Here is a 16,284-nt window from a genome sequence, read left to right as displayed (position 1 = left end):
CCGGCGCCAGGAGGAGCGGTCGCTTTGGCGGGCGGTGCCGGAAATCCGGAGGCGGCCGGCGGCACACCGCCCGTAAGCTGTATCGGCCCCTGTCATTCCTTACCGATCTTTTCGGTCCTCACCGGCGGAGCACCCCCGTTGCCCAGTCCCTACCGCGCCATCTTCGGTCGCCCCGGCACCAAGTCGTTCTCCGCCGCCGGGCTGCTGGGCCGGATGCCGTTGTCGATGCTGGGCATCGGGATCGTCACGATGATCTCCCAGCTGACCGGCCGCTACGGCCTGGCCGGCGCGTTGTCCGCGACCATTGCGCTGTCCGCCGCGGTCCTCGGCCCGCAGATCTCCCGGCTGGTGGACCGGCACGGCCAGAGCCGCGTCCTGCGTCCGGCCACCCTGGTGTCGATCGCTGCGGTCGCCGGACTGCTGCTGAGCGCGCAGCAGCGCTGGGCGGACTGGCTGCTGTTCGTCTTCGCGGCCTGCGCGGGGTGTGTGCCGAGCGTGGGGTCGATGATCCGGGCGCGCTGGGCAGAGCTCTACCGGGGCTCCCCGCGGGAGCTGCACACCGCGTACTCGTGGGAGTCGACCGTCGACGAGATGTGCTTCATCGTCGGGCCGATCCTGTCCATCGGCCTGTCCACCGCCTGGTTCCCCGAGGCCGGGCCACTACTGGCCGCCGTTTTCCTGGCCGCCGGTGTCTTCTGGCTGACGGCGCAGCGGGCGACGGAACCGGTGCCGCATCCGCGCGAACAGCACACCAAGGGGTCCGCGCTGCGTTCACGGGGGCTGCAGGTGCTGGTGGTGACGTTCACGGCCACCGGGGCGATCTTCGGGGCGGTCGACGTGGTGACCGTGGCGTTCGCCGAGGAGGTCGGGCACAAGGCGGCGGCCAGTCTGGTCCTGGCCGTCTATGCGCTCGGCTCGTGTGCGGCCGGCGCGGTCTTCGGCCTGCTCCACCTCAAGGGGCATCCGTCCCGCCGCTGGGTGGCGGGGGTGTGCGTGATGGCCGTGAGCATGGTGCCGCTGCAACTGGTCGGCTCGCTGCCGCTGCTGGCCGTCGCGCTGTTCGTCGCCGGACTGTCCGTCGCCCCCACGATGGTGACCACGATGGCGCTGGTCGAGGAGCATGTGCCGCGGGCGAAGCTGACCGAGGGCATGAGCTGGACCAGCACCGGCCTGGCAGTGGGCGTCGCACTGGGTTCGTCGGCCGCCGGCTGGGTGGTGGACACCGCCGGGGCCGCCCGGGGCTATCTGGTGCCGGGCGCAGCGGGTCTGCTCGCCGCGCTGGTCGCCTTCGCGGGCTACCGCAGGCTCCGCCCGCAGTCCGCGCCCGCGGTGGCAAGCCCGGCCGTGGCGGGAGGCCTGCCCGGCCCGACCGGTCCAGCCGGGCAGGCCACTGAGCGGCAAGACGAGGAGAGCGTCATCTAGGGGCCGCCGTCGGGGCCGGCCTCGCCGGTCCGCGTAACCCCGCAACGCCCGTCACCCCGCCACTCCGCGGAACCCCGCCACGCCGGTCCGCGTGAACCCACCCCGCCCGTCGGCGAGTTACCGGCGGTACGACATGTCCGGGAGCCGGGCGGTTCGGGCCGGCTCCGCGCCGCTGTGATTCCCGTCACCCCGCCCTGACGGGGCGTCGGCGACTGACATCATGCGCTCAACCACGGCGGCCGGACACGGCCCGCCTGCGCGGAGGGAGGGGACGTCACCATGGCAGTCAGCAACGCCGTCGGCGGCTCGGGAGGGCGGGGTCCGACAGCCGGGCCGTGGCGAAACTGGGCGGGCAATGTCACCGCCCGCCCCGCCCGGAGCGTGACCCCGGCGAGCACCGAGGAGGTGGCGGCCGCGGTCCGCGCCGCCGCAGCGGACGGGCTGACGGTCAAGGCCGCCGGCACCGGTCACTCCTTCACCCCCGCGGCGGCCACCGACGGGTTGCTGATCCGTCCCGAGCGGCTGACCGGCGTCCGCTCGGTCGACCGCGAGGCCGGCACGGTGACGGTGGCGGCCGGTACTCCGCTCAAGCACCTCAACGAGACACTGGCCGCACACGGACTGTCGCTGACCAACATGGGCGACATCATGGAGCAGACGGTCTCCGGGGCGACGTCCACGGGCACCCACGGCACCGGCCGGGACTCGGCGTCGATCGCCGCCCAGATCACCGCACTGGAGTTGGTCACGGCCGACGGCTCGGTGCTGTCCTGTTCCGCCGAGGAGAACCCGGAGGTCTTCGCCGCGGCGCGGCTGGGCCTGGGCGCGCTGGGCGTGATCAGCGAGCTGACCTTCGCCGTGGAACCGGAGTTCCTGCTGACCGCCCGCGAGGAGCCGATGCCCTTCGACGAGGTGACGGACCGGTTCGACGAGCTGGTCGCCGAGAACGAACACTTCGAGTTCTACTGGTTCCCGCACACCGGCGGCTGCAACACCAAGCGCAACAACCGCAGCCAGGGCCCGGCGGCACCGCCCGGGAGGGTCAGCGGCTGGGTCGAGGACGAGCTGCTGTCCAACGGGGTCTTCCAGCTCGCCTGCACCATCGGGCGGGCGGTCCCGGCCGCCATACCGGGCATTGCCAAGATCTCCAGCCGCGCCCTGTCGGCCCGTACGTACACCGACATCCCGTACAGGGTGTTCACCTCGCCGCGGCGGGTGCGGTTCGTGGAGATGGAGTACGCGCTGCCCCGGGCGGCCGCGGTGGCGGCGCTGGGTGAACTCAAGGCCCTGGTGGAGCGCTCGGACTTCAAGGTCAGCTTCCCGGTGGAGGTACGGACCGCGCCCGCCGACGACATCCCGCTGTCCACCGCTTCGGGCCGGGACACCGTGTACCTCGCCGTACACATGTACCGCGGGACACCGTACGGAGCGTATTTCGCGGCCGCCGAACGGATCATGACGGCACACGACGGGCGCCCGCACTGGGGGAAGCTGCACACCCGCGACGCCGCCTACCTTGCCGACGCCTATCCGCGGTTCGGGGAGTTCACCGCGCTGCGCGACCGGCTGGACCCGGAACGCCGGTTCGCCAATGCCTATCTGCGGCAGGTCCTGGGGGACTGACCGATAGCGGCTGCGGCCCGGCGCCCTGGTGTGGGCGCCGGGCCGCGGCGGTTACGGTTCCCCCTCGTCCGCACGGTCCTTGCCGGACGGACCGAAGCCGGATCAGGAGGCGCCGGGTTCGGGGGCCGGCCCGCCGGACTGCTGCCCGTTCGGGGCGTCCCCCTCGTCCCCGGTACCGGCCGGACCGTCGCCGGAGCCGGTGTGTCCGTCACCGGCGGAACCGCTCGGGGACGGGTCCGGCGACGAGGGCGAGCCGGGATCCGGCGACGTCTTGCCGTCGGACGGGCTCGGGTCCGGTGACGGCGTGCCACCGCGCTTGTCCGTACCGGTACCGGAATCGGTGTCACCCGAGTTGCCCGGATCCGGGCTCCGGCGGTCTCCGCCACCGTGCCGGCCACCGCCGTCCGGCGAGTGACCGGAACCGGGCGACTGCGGGGAGCGGTGCTGCTGGCGGCCCCCTCCCCCGGTGTGGGTGAGATTGCTCAGTGTGGTGCCCTGCGCGCCGCTCGGCGTCTGCCCGGTGATCAGCTCGGTGCCGGTGACCACGCCCATGGCGAGCGCGAAGACCGCGAGCGCACCGAGCGTCGGACGCTTCCAGCCACGCAGCCGCGTGCCGTACGTCGCGGTGCTCAGCTCCTCGGGCGGGCCGGCCGGATGCCGCGCGGCCGGAACGCCGGTCGGACGGCCGTCCGCCTGACCCAGCGCCATGGTCGGCCGGTCGAGCCGCGGCACCAGTTGTGTCCGGTCGGCGGGCCGCCCCGGGTCGCTCCCGTCCACCGCGCGCAGGGCGCGGGTCGCCTCGGGGCCGGCGGCGCGCAGCAGCCGCGTCGCGTCATCCGCCTGCGGGCCGGGGCGGGCAGCTGCCGGGTCGCGCCGGCGGGTCTGCTCGGCCCGCGGGATCAGCTGCGTACGGGCGGGGCCGGGCGCGGACGTCCTGGCGGCGACGGAGGTGACCTTGTCCTCCGTGCCCTCCTTGTCGAAGGTCGGCAGCACCATCGTGGGCCCGGCCTGCCGGACATCCGGTGTGGTGGATCGAGTGCGGGTGACGGAGGAGCGGCGCGGCTTCGGCCGGGTGGTGACCGTCGCCTCCTTGAGCTGTTCACCGGTGCGCCGGAACAGGTGCTGGAATACCGAGCCGCCGGTAGTGGCCACGACACTGACCACCCCCGCGCCGATGATCGTTCCGTAGACGCCGAGCCGGCCTGCGAGGTACGCGGCGACCGCCGCGGCGAGCGCGCTGCCGGCCACCTGAGCAAGGCTCAGGTCTACCCGCTTCTCCTTCTTCTTCGTGTCGCTTTCGGTTTCTTCGTCCATCTCCAACCTTTGATAGCCCCTTCGATCCATCCTGCATGGAGAAGTGACCATTCGGCGGAGCCAAAAGTTCCGATTTTGGGGAATCTGTGAAACTTGCCACCGACGCGCCAGGTAGAGAGATCGACAAGACGACCCAACTCCGTTGCCCGCCCAGAAGTTCAGCGGCGCGGCGGTCCACCTCAGTGGTCCGAATGGAGTACTGTGGCGAGCCCTGGCCCCGGTTCCCGTCCGGCTGCCCGGAACCCACAGGAGGGGGCCATGAAGGCGGCACTCACACCGGGGCACCGCCGCTCGGTACGGGTGAACGGCGACAGGACAAGCGGCATGGTCACTGAGCGTGGCGAACAGGTAACCGTGTCATAACGGCGTTTCAGGGCCAAGCCCCGACACGCCGGGCAACTCGGCAATGTTGTGGCAGGCTGCACCCGGGCAGGCCACACTCGACTAGCGGAAGCAGCGACGCGAGTGACGTCGGCAGGCACCACCCGGGAGGTCCCCATGCCCGAACTGCGTGTCGTGGCCGTCTCCAACGACGGCACACGGCTGGTGCTCAAAGCTGCGGACAGCACCGAGTACACGCTTCCGATCGACGAACGGCTGCGCGCCGCAGTCCGCAACGACCGTGCACGGCTCGGCCAGATCGAGATCGAGGTCGAGAGTCATCTGCGCCCGCGGGACATCCAGGCCCGTATAAGAGCCGGTGCCTCCGCCGAAGAGGTCGCCCAGCTCGCCGGCATCCCCGTCGACCGGGTGCGGCGCTTCGAGGGCCCGGTGCTCGCCGAGCGCGCCTTCATGGCCGAACGGGCCCGCAAGACCCCGGTGCGGCGCCCCGGCGAGAACACCGGTCCGCAGCTCGGCGAGGCGGTGGCGGAGCGGCTGCTGCTGCGCGGCGCCGACAAGGAGAGCGTGCAGTGGGACTCCTGGCGCCGGGACGACGGCACCTGGGAGGTGCTGCTGGTCTACCGCGTCGCGACCGAACCGCACTCCGCGAGCTGGACGTACGACCCGCCGCGGCGGCTCGTCCAGGCCGTGGACGACGAGGCGCGGGCGCTGATCGGCGAGAGCGACGACACACCCGAGCCGAGCTTCCCGTTCGTGCCGCGGATCGCGCGGCTGCCGCGCGACCGGCCGCTGGACCGCGCATTGGACCGGCAGACGCCCGAGCGCGCCGACCGCACGGCGCCCTCCGGTGACGAGGACGGCGAGCCGCGGGTCGCGGAGGAGGCGGTCGGCGAGCGGGATTCGCTGACCAGCCTGTTGGAGGCGGTGCCGAGCTTCCGCGGCGACATGGTCGTCCCGGAGACCGTGAAGTCGGCGCAGAGCGACGAGGAGTCCCAGGCCGAGGTCGAGGAGCCGCCCGCCCCGGCGGCCAGCGCGGGCGCGGGTTCCGCGTACGCCGATGTGCTGATGCCCCGCGCGGTGGCCGGCCATCGCGACCGGCTGACCGGGACGACGGACCGGCAGGCCGAGGCGGACGGTGTACGGCCCGGTCGCCGCGCCGCCGTGCCCAGCTGGGACGAGATCGTCTTCGGCACCCGGCGCAAGAAGCCGGAGTAACGGGAGGGCCCGTGAGGCCTTTCCCTTCGCGCACCACGCCGTCCGCCCGCTCCCTGCATTCCAGGAGCGGGCGGACGGCGTGGTGCGAGGGCCCGTTACGGGACCTGACGGGGGCTCAGCCGGGCTGCGGGCCGGTGGCGACGGGGCGGGACGGGTCGACCGTCCACTCGCTCCAGGAGCCGACGTACAGGGCGGCGGGGATACCCGCGACCGCGAGGGCCAGCACCTCGTGCGCGGCGGAGACCCCGGAGCCGCAGTACACCCCGACCTCCGCCTTCGCCGTGGCGCCCAGCGACGCGAAACGTTCGGCCAGTTCCGACGCGTCGCGGAAGACGGTGCCGCCCTCGACGACGTTCTCCGTCGTCGGGGCGGACACGGCGCCCGGGATGTGGCCGGCGACCTTGTCGATCGGCTCGACCTCGCCCCGGTAGCGCTCGGCGGCACGCGCGTCCAGCAGGACTCCGCGGCGGGCGAGGGCGGCCGCGTCGTCCGCCCGCAGCAGCGCCAGCCCACCGGGCACGGGGGTGAAATCACCCTCCTGCGGAGTAGGTTGACCGACGCTCAGATCGCCGCCGGCCGCCCGCCAGGCGGCGAGACCGCCGTCCAGGACGCGCACGTCGGGGTGGCCGGTCCAGCGCAGCAGCCACCAGGCGCGGGCGGCCGCCCAGCCCTGGCCACCGTCGTAGACGACCACGGGGCGGTCCGCGCGGACGCCGGCGGCGCGCATGGCTTCGGTGAAGACATCGAGGTCGGGCAGCGGGTGCCGGCCACCGGGACCGGGAGGCGAGGCCAGCTCGCTCTCCAGGTCGACGTAGACCGCGCCGGGCACATGGCCGGCCTCGTACTCGGGGCGGCCGGGCGGGCCGCCCATCTGGTAGCGGACGTCCAGGACTGTCGGCGCGGTGGGCCGGTCCAGCTCGCTCGCGAGTTCGGTAGCGGTGATGATGGCATTCATGGGACTCATCCTTGCGTAGCGACGGCTACGTACAGAAGGTAGGCACCCACCCTCCGTATGACGCAGTTACGTCCTGCCGTAACGCCACTGAGGCGGATCGGAAACGTCAAAGCGGGCATTCTCCCTCGCGAACCGGCGATGGACGGCGCGGCCGGGGCGCACACCAGGTCACCGGGTGCGAGCATCTGCTCGGGACCCGCGCCCGTAGCGCAGATGGTCAGCACCCGACGCTCCGAGGAGAGAGTGACAATGACGACCGAGGCAGCGACCCGGCGGATGCCCGGCGCGCCCTGCTGGGTGAGCCTTCTGGCCCACAGCCTGTCCGCGACGCAGGAATTCTACGGCGCGCTGTTCGGCTGGGAGTTCCGCCCGGGACCGCAGCATTTCGGTCCGTACGCCCGGGCCTTCCTCCACGGCCGGGAAGTCGCCGGGCTCGGCGAACTGGCGCCCGACCGCCATCTCCCGGTCGCCTGGACCACCTACCTGGCGAGCGATGACGCCGACGCGACCGCCGAGCAGATCCGTTCCTGCGGCGGGACGGTGGGCGTCGGGCCCCTGGATGCGGACGACGACGCGGGGCGGATGGCGATCGCCTCCGACCCGCAGGGCGCGATCTTCGGCATCTGGCAGGGCAGATCGGTGGCAGGCACCACGATCACCGGTGAACTGGGCACCCCGGCATGGAACGAGCTGGTCACCCGGGACACGAGCTCCGTCCTGACGTTCTACGAGCATGTCTTCGGCTATGAGGCGGAGCCGGTGATCTCGGCCGGCTTCGACTATCTGACGCTGCATCTCAAAGAGCACCCGGTGGCCGGTATCCACGGTGTGGGCAACGCCCTGCCACGCGACCGGGGTTCCCACTGGATGACGTACTTTGCCGTCTCCGACACGGACGCGGCGGCCCGCCGGGTCAGCGAACTGGGCGGCCAGGTGCTGCAGCCGGCCCGGGACTCCGCGCACGGACGGCTGGCGACGGTCTGCGACAGCGAGGGCGCCGTCTTCACCATCGCCCAGCGGAACTGAGGGGCGGTCACCCGCGGCTCCGCCCGGCGGCCGGGCCTACTTCGCGCTGTCGACCGGCAGTACGTCCGGGGAGAGCGCGGCCGCGCGGGCGGTCGCCGAGGTCTGGCGGCGACGGTGGTGACGCCGGCACAGCACCTCGTAGCCGACCTCGGTGTGCGGGCCGCCGTCCACGTCGCCGACGACATCGCCGACCACGACCTGAGCGCCCTCGACGACCATCCGGCCGTCGACCGTACGGGCGTTGTGCGTGGCCCGGGCGCCACACCAGCACAGCGCCTCGACCTGCAGCACCTCTATGCGGTCGGCCAGTTCGACCAGCCGCTGGGAGCCGGGGAACAGCTTGCTGCGGAAGTCGGTGGTGATGCCGAAGGCGAAGACGTCCAGTTCGAGGTCGTCGACGATGCGGGCGAGCTGGTCGATCTGCTCGGGGACAAGGAACTGCGCCTCGTCGGCGATGACGTAGTCGACCCGGCCGCCGGCGGAGAGACGGTCGACGACATGCGTGTAGAAGTCCATCCCGTGCGCCGCCTCGACGGCCTCGGTCACCAGGCCGAGGCGGGAGGAGAGCTTGCCGCGGCCGGCCCGGTCGTTACGGCTGTAGATCATGCCTTGCAGACCGCGGGAGGAGCGGTTGTGCTCGATCTGCAGAGCGAGTGTCGACTTTCCGCAGTCCATCGTTCCGGAGAAGAACACCAGCTCGGGCATGAGAAGTTGCGGGCCTTTCGGGCTCGTGAGGGGGTGGGGCGGCGTGCGGGCAGCGGGCCGGGCGGATCAGGTGCGGACTTCCAGGAGCGGCACCAGCTGCTCCACCGGGGTCATCGAACCGTGCATCCCGACCATCTCCGATTCACGGGGCTCCCGTTCGGTCGCGATGATCACCATATCGGCGTGCGCGGCCGCGACGACATCGCCGATCCTGCCACGCACCCGGTCGTCGACGGACGGTCCGAACCACCCTGCGGCGATGGCCTCGTCACGGCTCGCCACCCACATCTGCTCACCGACCACCTCGCGCCACACGGCGAGCACATCGGCGGCCGCGCCCGGGTGGGCATACACATGGCGGGCCCGGCCCTCGCCCCCCAACAGGCGTACGCCGGCGCGCAGTTCCCAGTCCTCGTCGAAGTCGATCCGGGACTCGGGATCGAAGGGGATATCGATCATGCCGTGGTCGGCGGTGATGTACAGCGCGCTGCGCGGCGGCAGTTGTTCCGCCAGGCGCTGGGCGAGGCGGTCGACATACATCAACTGGCCGCGCCAGGCGTCGGAGTCGACGCCGTAGCGGTGTCCCTTGCCGTCCACCTCGGAGTAGTACGTGTAGACCAGCGAACGGTCACCGGCGGCAAGCTGCTCGGCCGCGAGGTCCATCCGCTCCTCGCCGGAGAGCCGGCCGTGGAAGGTGCCGCCGCTCAGCGCGACCTGGGTGAGCGGGGTGTGCTGGAAGCTCGGCGCGGAGACCTGGCAGGTGTGGATTCCGGCGGCGTCCGCGCGCTGGAAGACCGTCGGATACGGCTGCCAGACGTACGGGTCGGTCCACGGGTACCAGCGCAGCTGGTTCATCAGGGCGCCGGTGGCCGGGTCCTCGCAGGTGTAGCCGGGCAGGCCGTGGGCGCCCGGCGGCAGGCCGGTGCCGACCGAGGCGAGCGAGGTGGCCGTGGTGGACGGGAAGCCCGCGGTGAGCGGGCGGCCGCTGTCGTTGAACGACGTGCCCAGGAGCGAGGTGAGAAACGGCGCCTCCTCCGGGTGAGCCCGCAGCAGCTCCCAGCCGAGGCCGTCGATCAGGAAGACACAGGCACGGTCGGCGGGCGCCAGCTCCATCGAGGTGGCGAAGCCGGTCATGCCGAGCCCCGTGGCGATGGTGGGCAGCAGATCGGCGAGCGAGCCGGTGCCGTAGCGCGGCACGGGGGCGCCGAGCGGGTCGAGCGGTTCGGGTTCCGGCCAGGCGGGGGCGATGTGGACCATCAGCGGGGGGCCGGGGTGGCCGCGGTGGCCTCGGAGAGCGCCTGGGCGAAGGTGAGCGTCTCGCGCACCGAGTCCGGTCCGTCACCGGCCTCGCTGACCCGCAGCGAGAGGTCGTCGGCGGTGGAGGAGCCCGTGTAGCCGTGGTCCGCCTCGCAGTTGGGGTCGCCGCAGGCAGCGGGCTCCAGGTCCAGGCGGGCGACCGCGCCCCAGCCGATGGTGAGCACGACCTCGCGGGGCAGCCGGCCCGGCGTGTACGACTCGGGGTTGGCGACCACCCGGCTGAGCACCACGGAGGAGATCCGGCTCAGCTTGACGGATTCGGTGGAGGTGGTGGCGTACGGCGACGGGGAGGTGGCGTCGGCGGCCTGCTCGTCGGTGTGGCTGACGATGAAGCGGGTGCCGGTCAGGACCAGGACCGTGACATGGCGGCGGACCTCGTTGGCGTCGAAGGTCGTCTCCTGGTGGACGAGGTACGACGTCACGGGCTCGCCGCCGACCGCGGCCTGCACCGCCTCGGCCACGAGCGTCGGGTAATAGCCGCTGCGCTCGATCGCCGCGCGCAGCCCCTGGGTCGTCGTACCGGTCTTAGCCATGGGGTCCATCTTACGGGGCGTACCGGGCCGCGAGAGCCTCAGTAGACGGGCAGCCGGCGGGGGCCGAGGTCAGTGGTGGCGGGGGCCCGGGCCAGACGTACGGTCGCCCCCAATACGGAGAGGCCGTTGGCGGCGACGACGACCGGTTCGAGGTCGACGCCGACGACCTCGGGGTGGTCGTCGACGAGCCGGGAGACGCGCAGCAGCACCTCGGCCAGTGCCGCGGTGTCCACGGGCTGGGAGCCGCGCCAGCCGAACAGCAGAGGGGCGGCGCGGATCGAGCGGATCTGCTCGGTGACGTCGCGGTCGGTGGCGGGGATGAGGCGGTGGGCGATGTCGCCGAGCAGCTGGGAGGGCGCCCCGGCCAGGCCGAAGGAGAGGACGGCGCCGGCGGCCGGGTCGATGGCGGCACGGATGACCGTGTCGACGCCGCGCGGCACCATCGACTGGACGACCGGGCGCAGCTCCTCCGGAGAGCCGAGGAAATCGGTCAATTCGGCGTAGGTACGGCGGAGTTCGTACTCACCGGCGATATCGAGACGGACCCCGCCGAGGTCGGCACGGTGACGCAGGTGGGGTGCGGTGGTTTTCAGGGCCACCGGATAGCCGAGGTGGGCGGCGGCGCGGACGGCGGTGTCCGGGTCGGGGGCCGGCAGGACGGGCCGGGTGTGGATGCCGTAGCGGGCGAGCAGGGCCTCGGCGTCCTGGAGCGGCACCGGGACGGAGCGGCCCGTGGGGGCGTCGGGGGTGAGCCGGTCGAGCAGGCGCTCGATGTCGGCGCCGGCCGCCGCCTCCTCGATGTCGTCGTATTCGGGCACCCGGCCGGGCTCGGCGGCCTCCCGGCGCCATGCGGCGTAGCGGACGGCCTCGGCCAGGGAGCGCACGGCGCGCTCGGCGGCCGGGTAGGCGGGGATGCGGAGCGGCGCCGGGCGGCGCTGCGGCGGGGTGGCGGCCTCGGCGTCACGGGCCGGGTCCGGTCGGCGAGCGGCGAGGGTGGGTGGCGGGCCTGGGGGGAGCGGGGGGCGTGAGCGGTTCGACGGGCCGTGCGGGGGATACGGGGGCTGCGGGGGATACGGGGGCTGGACGGACCAGGCGGAGGCGGGGATCGGACCAGCGGGGCGGACCGGCTCGTCCCGGGCGGGCGCCACGGGCTCGGGCGACTGCGCCGGTGCCGGTGCCGGTGCCGGTGCCGGTGCCGCAAGTGTCTCGGCCAGATCGTCCATGGCGAGGTGGACGACCGTCACCGGCTTCTCCGGATGCGCCTCGGCCGCCGTCCGCAGCGCGGCGGCAAGTACGGCGCCCTCGCTGTCGGCCGGGGAAACCGCGGCCCCCTCCCCCACCCAGGGGATGGCCGTGACGACCACGGCATCGCAGCCGTCGCCGGACAGCGCCTCGGCGAGCGCGGCCCGGAAGTCGTCCGGTGTCGCCGCGGAGGGCAGTACACGGGGGCCCTGCGGGCGCAGCCCTTCGGTCAGGCAGGCGTCGTAGGCGAGCAGCGCCAGCGACTCGGAGTTGCCGAGGATGGCGATGCGCGGGCCGGCCGGCAGCGGCTGGGAGGCCAGCAGCAGACCGGCGTCGATCAGCTCCGTGACCGTGTCGACGCGGATCACGCCGGCCTGGCGCATCAGGGCGGCGACGGTGCTGTCGGGAACGCGGACCGTGGGCACGGCGTGGCCGGGCGGGGCCGTGCCGTTGTGCCGGGCCCCCTTGGCGACCACCACCGGTTTGACGGCGGCGGTGCGGCGGGCGAGCCGGGCGAATTTGCGCGGGTTGCCGATGGACTCCAGGTAGAGGATGACGACATCGGTGTCCGGGTCGTCGTACCAGTACTGGAGCAGGTCGTTGCCGGAGACATCGGCGCGGTTGCCGGCCGAGACGAAGGTGGAGATTCCGGCGATCCCGCCGTCACCGGGGCCGCGTGCATGCAGTCCGCTGAGCAGGGCGATACCGATGGCACCGGACTGGGTGAACAGGCCGATGTGGCCGGCGCCGGGCATCCGGGGGGCGAGAGAGGCGTTCAGGCGGACGTCGGTGGCGGTGTTGATCAGGCCGAAGGCGTTGGGCCCGATGAGCCGCATACCGTACGAGCGGGCCTGGCGGAGCAGGGCGCGCTGCCGTTCCCGGCCGTCCGGGCCGGCCTCGGCGTAACCGGAGGACAGGATCAGCACGCCCTGGACCCCGTGTTCGCCGCAGTCGCGGACCACGTCGGGGACGCTGTCCGCGGGGACGGCGATGACGGCGAGGTCCACCGGGTCGGCGATCTCCCGCAGCGCGCGGACGGCCGGCACCCCTTCGGGCTGCAGGCGCTGCATGTCTTCGGGGAAGGCGTGGTTGACGGCGTGTACCCGCCCCGTGAAGCCGGATTCCAGGAGGCTGCGCAGCGCGGTACGCCCGAGGCCGCCGGAGGCGCGGCCGGCTCCGATGACGGCGACCGAGCCCGGGGCGAGCAGCCGCTGTACGGAGCGGGCCTCGGCGCGCTGCTCACGGCCACGCATCACGGCCATGGACTGCTCGGTCGGCTCGAGATCGAACTCCAGGCGGACCACACCGTCTTCGAAGGTGCGCTCGTGGGTGTAGCCGGCGTCCGTGAAGACCTTGATCATCTTGGAGTTCGCGGGGAGCACTTCGGCGGCGAACCGGCGGATGCCTCGCTCGCGGGCGACGGCCGCGATGTGCTCCAGGAGGGCGGAGGCCACGCCGCGGCCCTGGTGGGCGTCCTGGACGAGGAAGGCGACCTCGGCCTGGTCGTCCTCGGGGCTCTTGGCGGGCAGCCCCTGCTCGTTGATCCGGTCGTAGCGGACGGTGGCGATGAACTCGCCGCCGACGGTGGCGGCGAGCCCTACCCGGTCGATGTAGTCGTGGTGGGTGAAACGGTGCACATCGCGGTCGGACAGGCGCGGGTAGGGAGCGAAGAAGCGGTAGTACTTCGACTCGTCCGAGACCTGTTCGTAGAAGGAGACCAGCCGCTCGGCGTCGTCGGGGGTGATGGGGCGGATCCGCGCCGTGCCACCGTCACGCAGCACCACGTCGGCTTCCCAGTGGGTCGGGTACGCGTGGTCCTGCGGCTTCTGCATGCGGACAGCGTACGACCGGCCACCGACAACCGGCTCGGCGCGCGTACGCTCGGGGTGCGGGGCAAGCTGAGGATGCCGTACGGACGTACACTCCGGCGCTCCGGGCGGCCTGCCGGACCTCCCCTGGGGAGACCAATGGCCGCAAAAGACCAGGACACAGGACTGCCCAGCACTCCCGGCAGCGTGAGAGACTGGTCTAGACAACAGTCACGACTTTGAAGGGCAACACCATGGCAGAGCGCCGCGTCAATGTCGGTTGGGCCGAGGGCCTGCACGCCCGCCCCGCGTCGATCTTCGTCCGTGCGGCCACCGCCTCCGGCGTCCCCATGACGATCGCCAAGGCTGATGGCAACCCCGTCAACGCGGCCTCTATGCTCGCGGTCCTGGGCCTGGGTGCCCAGGGTGGTGAGGAGATCGTGCTGGCCTCCGACGCCGAGGGCGCCGAGGAAGCACTCGACCGTCTGGCCAAGCTCGTCGCCGAAGGCCTCGAGGAGCTTCCCGAGACCGTCTGAGCCCCCCAGGATTTGAGCTGCGGCGGCCCCGGATTGAGGAGACGGTTCCTTTATATCGGGAGCGCAAGAAAAAGCGTGCGCTATTCCATTCTTCAGACTCCACACCTATGGCAACACGCATGCCGGCGCAGCACCCATGGCGGCACACATGCACACTGAATACCGGCGGGGAGGAATACGCAATCTCACACCCCCGGGATCCCATTCCGCACTTCTTTGTATACGGGGCGATTGTTAAGGGCGGGCACGGGCCGTGTTGACGGGCGGTTTCGGATCCCTCACGCCTGTCTTGGCAGGGCGCCGGAGCCGGTACACCGGGAGTGAGCGCTCGACATGAGCCGCCATCAGGGCACGGGCCCGTTCCGCATCCCCCCGGGCCACCGCGTCCAGCACCGCGCCGTGTTCCTCCCACGACTCACTCGTGCGGGCGGGCAGTTCCACGGCATACATCCACTCGATCTTGCGCCGCAGCTGGGTCAGCAGCGCCGTCAGACTGGGGCTGCCGGCTGCCTGGGCCAGCGTCTCGTGGAACCAGTCGTCCAGTTGGCGCAGATCCGCCGGGCTGCCGTGACGCGCCCGCTCACGGCCGAGCCGTACCAGGCCGCGGAGCACCTTGAGGTGAGCCGGGCTACGGCGGACGGCCGCGCGGGCGGCCCCCAGCGGCTCCAACAGGGCGCGGACGTCGAGGAGATCGGCGGCATCCTGCTCGGTGGGCTCGGCGACGCAGGCGCCCGCGTGGTGGCGGGTGGTGACAAACCCTTCGGACTGCAGGGTTCGCAGCGCTTCACGGACCGGCACCCGGGAGACGCCGTACCGGGCCGCAAGGATCTCTTCGATCAGCCGGCTCCCCGGCGCCAGCGCACCGGAGACAATGTCATCGCGAATCGCCGTGCACACCGCATGAGCGGAAATATGGCCTCGCATCTTCCGTGCCTCCGCCGTAATCCCCTGGAAACGCCGCCGGTCGGCGACTTTTCCGTGACTCTATTCGACGGGAACGCCTTTTCGGCGGGCTCCGCTTATTCATGGAAATTTTTTGGCCGGAAGTTGGCCGGGAGGGGGACGGCGTATCCCTCTGCACACCGACCGCGGCGCCGGATACGCCGAAGCCCCGGCCGTGGGGCCGGGGCTTCGGCGGATGCTCGGTCCGGTGCCGCGCGGCCCGGTGAGGAGCGCGCTCAGGCGAGGCGGAAGGTCAGACGTTGACGCCGTGCGAGTGCAGGTACGCGACCGGGTCGATGTCCGAGCCGTAGTCGGCGCCGGTACGGGCCTCGAAGTGGAGGTGCGGGCCGGTGGCGTTGCCGGTGGCGCCGGAGAGGCCGATCTGCTGGCCCGGGGTGACGTGCTGGCCGACCGAGACGCCGAGCGACGACAGGTGACCGTACTGGGTGTACGTACCGTCGTTCATCTTGATCACGATGTTGTTGCCGTACGAGCCGCCCCAGCCGGCCTCGACGACGGTGCCCGTGCCGACGGCGTGGACGGAGGTGCCGGAGGCGGCGTGAAAGTCGATGCCGGTGTGGCTGCCCGAGGACCACAGGCCGCTGGAGGCCTTGTACGAGGTGGACACGTAGGAGTCGGCCACGGGGGCGACGAAGGTGTTGAGGCGCTTGCGCTCCGCCTCGCGGGCGGCGCGCTCCTTGGCCTTGCGGGCGGCCTCGACGCGCCGCTTGGCCTCCTCGGCCTGCTTCTTGGCCACGGCCTCGGCCTTCGCCTTCGCCGCCGCGGTCTCCGCTTCGGCCTGCTGCGCGTCGGCCTGGGCCGCGACGTGGTTGGCGAGCTCGTCACCGAGCACGACGGCGTGCTGCAGACCGGTGTCCTGGGTGCGGGCCTCGTCCGTGGCCGCCAGCGCCGGCGAGGCCACGGAGGCGACCACGCCGCCGGCCGCGAGGGTGGCTATGCCGGCGATGTGGCGGGTCGTCCGCACGGGGCGGCTCGTACGACGGTGCTTCCCGGTGGCACGGATGAACGCCATGTACTGGCTTGTCCTTTCCCTCCTTCTCGCCTACCGGGTTAGCTGACGGGTTCGGAGCAGGAAGGTCTCCTACGGGCTCCTCCGGAGGGGAGTCCGATTCACCCCAAGGGACTCTGGGTCCCCGGTTCCCCTGGCTCGCGCCGTACGGGGATTCGGCGATGACTGTCCGGTGCCACGGTTGTGGCGGACTTGTGACGAACAGCCGGACCGACGCTAAACGGGGCAACTTTCAATCGGCAAACAGATCCGCTTTTTTGTGCGGGATGCCACA

At 72.1% G+C, this 16,284-nt stretch carries 13 protein-coding genes and 1 riboswitch; of the genes, 5 read left to right on the top strand and 8 right to left on the bottom strand.

All coding sequences use genetic code 11. From position 1 onward, the window contains the following. Positions 1-138 precede the first annotated feature (138 nt). Both ABR737_RS34065 and ABR737_RS34060 read left to right on the top strand, forming a co-directional pair. Positions 139-1,422 carry an MFS transporter gene (locus ABR737_RS34065; RefSeq protein WP_350254809.1) on the top strand — a complete coding sequence of 428 codons (1,284 nt, stop codon included), beginning with the start codon at positions 139-141 and terminating at the stop codon, positions 1,420-1,422. 279 nt (positions 1,423-1,701) lie between these two features. Beyond that, positions 1,702-3,045: a D-arabinono-1,4-lactone oxidase gene (locus tag ABR737_RS34060; protein WP_350254807.1), complete on the top strand. Its 1,344-nt coding sequence runs from the start codon at positions 1,702-1,704 to the stop codon at positions 3,043-3,045. A gap of 102 nt (positions 3,046-3,147) precedes the next feature. Here the strand turns inward: ABR737_RS34060 and ABR737_RS34055 are convergent, their stop codons facing one another. Further along, on the bottom strand, positions 3,148-4,359 hold the full coding sequence (locus tag ABR737_RS34055; protein WP_350254805.1) for a hypothetical protein: 1,212 nt from the start codon (positions 4,357-4,359) through the stop codon (positions 3,148-3,150). Between the two features lie 498 nt (positions 4,360-4,857). Here ABR737_RS34055 and sepH point away from each other — a divergent pair, with 498 nt between their 5' ends. Beyond that, the gene (gene sepH / locus ABR737_RS34050; protein WP_350254804.1) at positions 4,858-5,916 is read left to right on the top strand and encodes a septation protein SepH; all 1,059 of its coding nucleotides are present in this window, start codon (positions 4,858-4,860) and stop codon (positions 5,914-5,916) included. Positions 5,917-6,031: 115 nt separating this feature from the next. On the opposite strand, the gene ABR737_RS34045 is transcribed toward sepH, so the two are convergent. Then, positions 6,032-6,871, bottom strand: a complete 840-nt coding sequence (locus tag ABR737_RS34045) for a sulfurtransferase (protein ID WP_350254802.1) — start codon at positions 6,869-6,871, stop codon at positions 6,032-6,034. A 249-nt stretch (positions 6,872-7,120) separates the two neighbouring features. Between ABR737_RS34045 and ABR737_RS34040 the strand changes: the two genes are divergently transcribed. Continuing rightward, complete coding sequence (locus ABR737_RS34040) at positions 7,121-7,897, top strand: VOC family protein (RefSeq protein WP_350254800.1); 777 nt, start codon at positions 7,121-7,123, stop codon at positions 7,895-7,897. A 36-nt stretch (positions 7,898-7,933) separates the two neighbouring features. On the opposite strand, the gene ABR737_RS34035 is transcribed toward ABR737_RS34040, so the two are convergent. The 4 genes from ABR737_RS34035 to ABR737_RS34020 form a co-directional block, all read right to left on the bottom strand. Then, positions 7,934-8,602 (bottom strand): thymidine kinase, encoded by a 669-nt coding sequence (locus tag ABR737_RS34035; protein WP_350254798.1) that lies wholly within the window; start codon positions 8,600-8,602, stop codon positions 7,934-7,936. 66 nt (positions 8,603-8,668) lie between these two features. Beyond that, on the bottom strand, positions 8,669-9,859 hold the full coding sequence (locus tag ABR737_RS34030; protein WP_350254796.1) for an alkaline phosphatase family protein: 1,191 nt from the start codon (positions 9,857-9,859) through the stop codon (positions 8,669-8,671). Next, complete coding sequence (locus ABR737_RS34025; protein WP_088802386.1) at positions 9,859-10,452, bottom strand: DUF5998 family protein; 594 nt, start codon at positions 10,450-10,452, stop codon at positions 9,859-9,861. Before ABR737_RS34025 ends, ABR737_RS34030 begins: the two co-directional genes overlap by 1 nt. 38 nt (positions 10,453-10,490) lie before the next feature. After that, a complete protein-coding gene (locus ABR737_RS34020; RefSeq protein WP_350254795.1) occupies positions 10,491-13,526 on the bottom strand; it encodes a bifunctional acetate--CoA ligase family protein/GNAT family N-acetyltransferase in 3,036 nt (1,011 codons plus the stop codon). Positions 13,527-13,756: 230 nt separating this feature from the next. On the opposite strand from ABR737_RS34020, the gene ABR737_RS34015 reads away from it, so the two are divergent. Further along, a complete protein-coding gene (locus tag ABR737_RS34015) occupies positions 13,757-14,038 on the top strand; it encodes an HPr family phosphocarrier protein (protein ID WP_030990508.1) in 282 nt (93 codons plus the stop codon). 234 nt (positions 14,039-14,272) lie between these two features. Here the strand turns inward: ABR737_RS34015 and ABR737_RS34010 are convergent, their stop codons facing one another. Next, positions 14,273-14,962, bottom strand: a complete 690-nt coding sequence (locus tag ABR737_RS34010) for a GntR family transcriptional regulator (protein WP_350254793.1) — start codon at positions 14,960-14,962, stop codon at positions 14,273-14,275. A gap of 271 nt (positions 14,963-15,233) precedes the next feature. Then, complete coding sequence (locus ABR737_RS34005; protein ID WP_350254791.1) at positions 15,234-16,013, bottom strand: M23 family metallopeptidase; 780 nt, start codon at positions 16,011-16,013, stop codon at positions 15,234-15,236. A gap of 12 nt (positions 16,014-16,025) precedes the next feature. Next, a riboswitch (cyclic di-AMP (ydaO/yuaA leader) is annotated at positions 16,026-16,181 on the bottom strand. Between the last annotated feature and the right edge of the window lie 103 nt (positions 16,182-16,284).

The sequence above is a fragment of the Streptomyces sp. Edi2 genome (assembly GCF_040253635.1).
In the GTDB taxonomy this organism is placed as follows: domain Bacteria; phylum Actinomycetota; class Actinomycetes; order Streptomycetales; family Streptomycetaceae; genus Streptomyces.
Note: the sequence above shows the minus strand (reverse complement) of the source record. Positions and strands in the feature narration are given on the sequence as shown.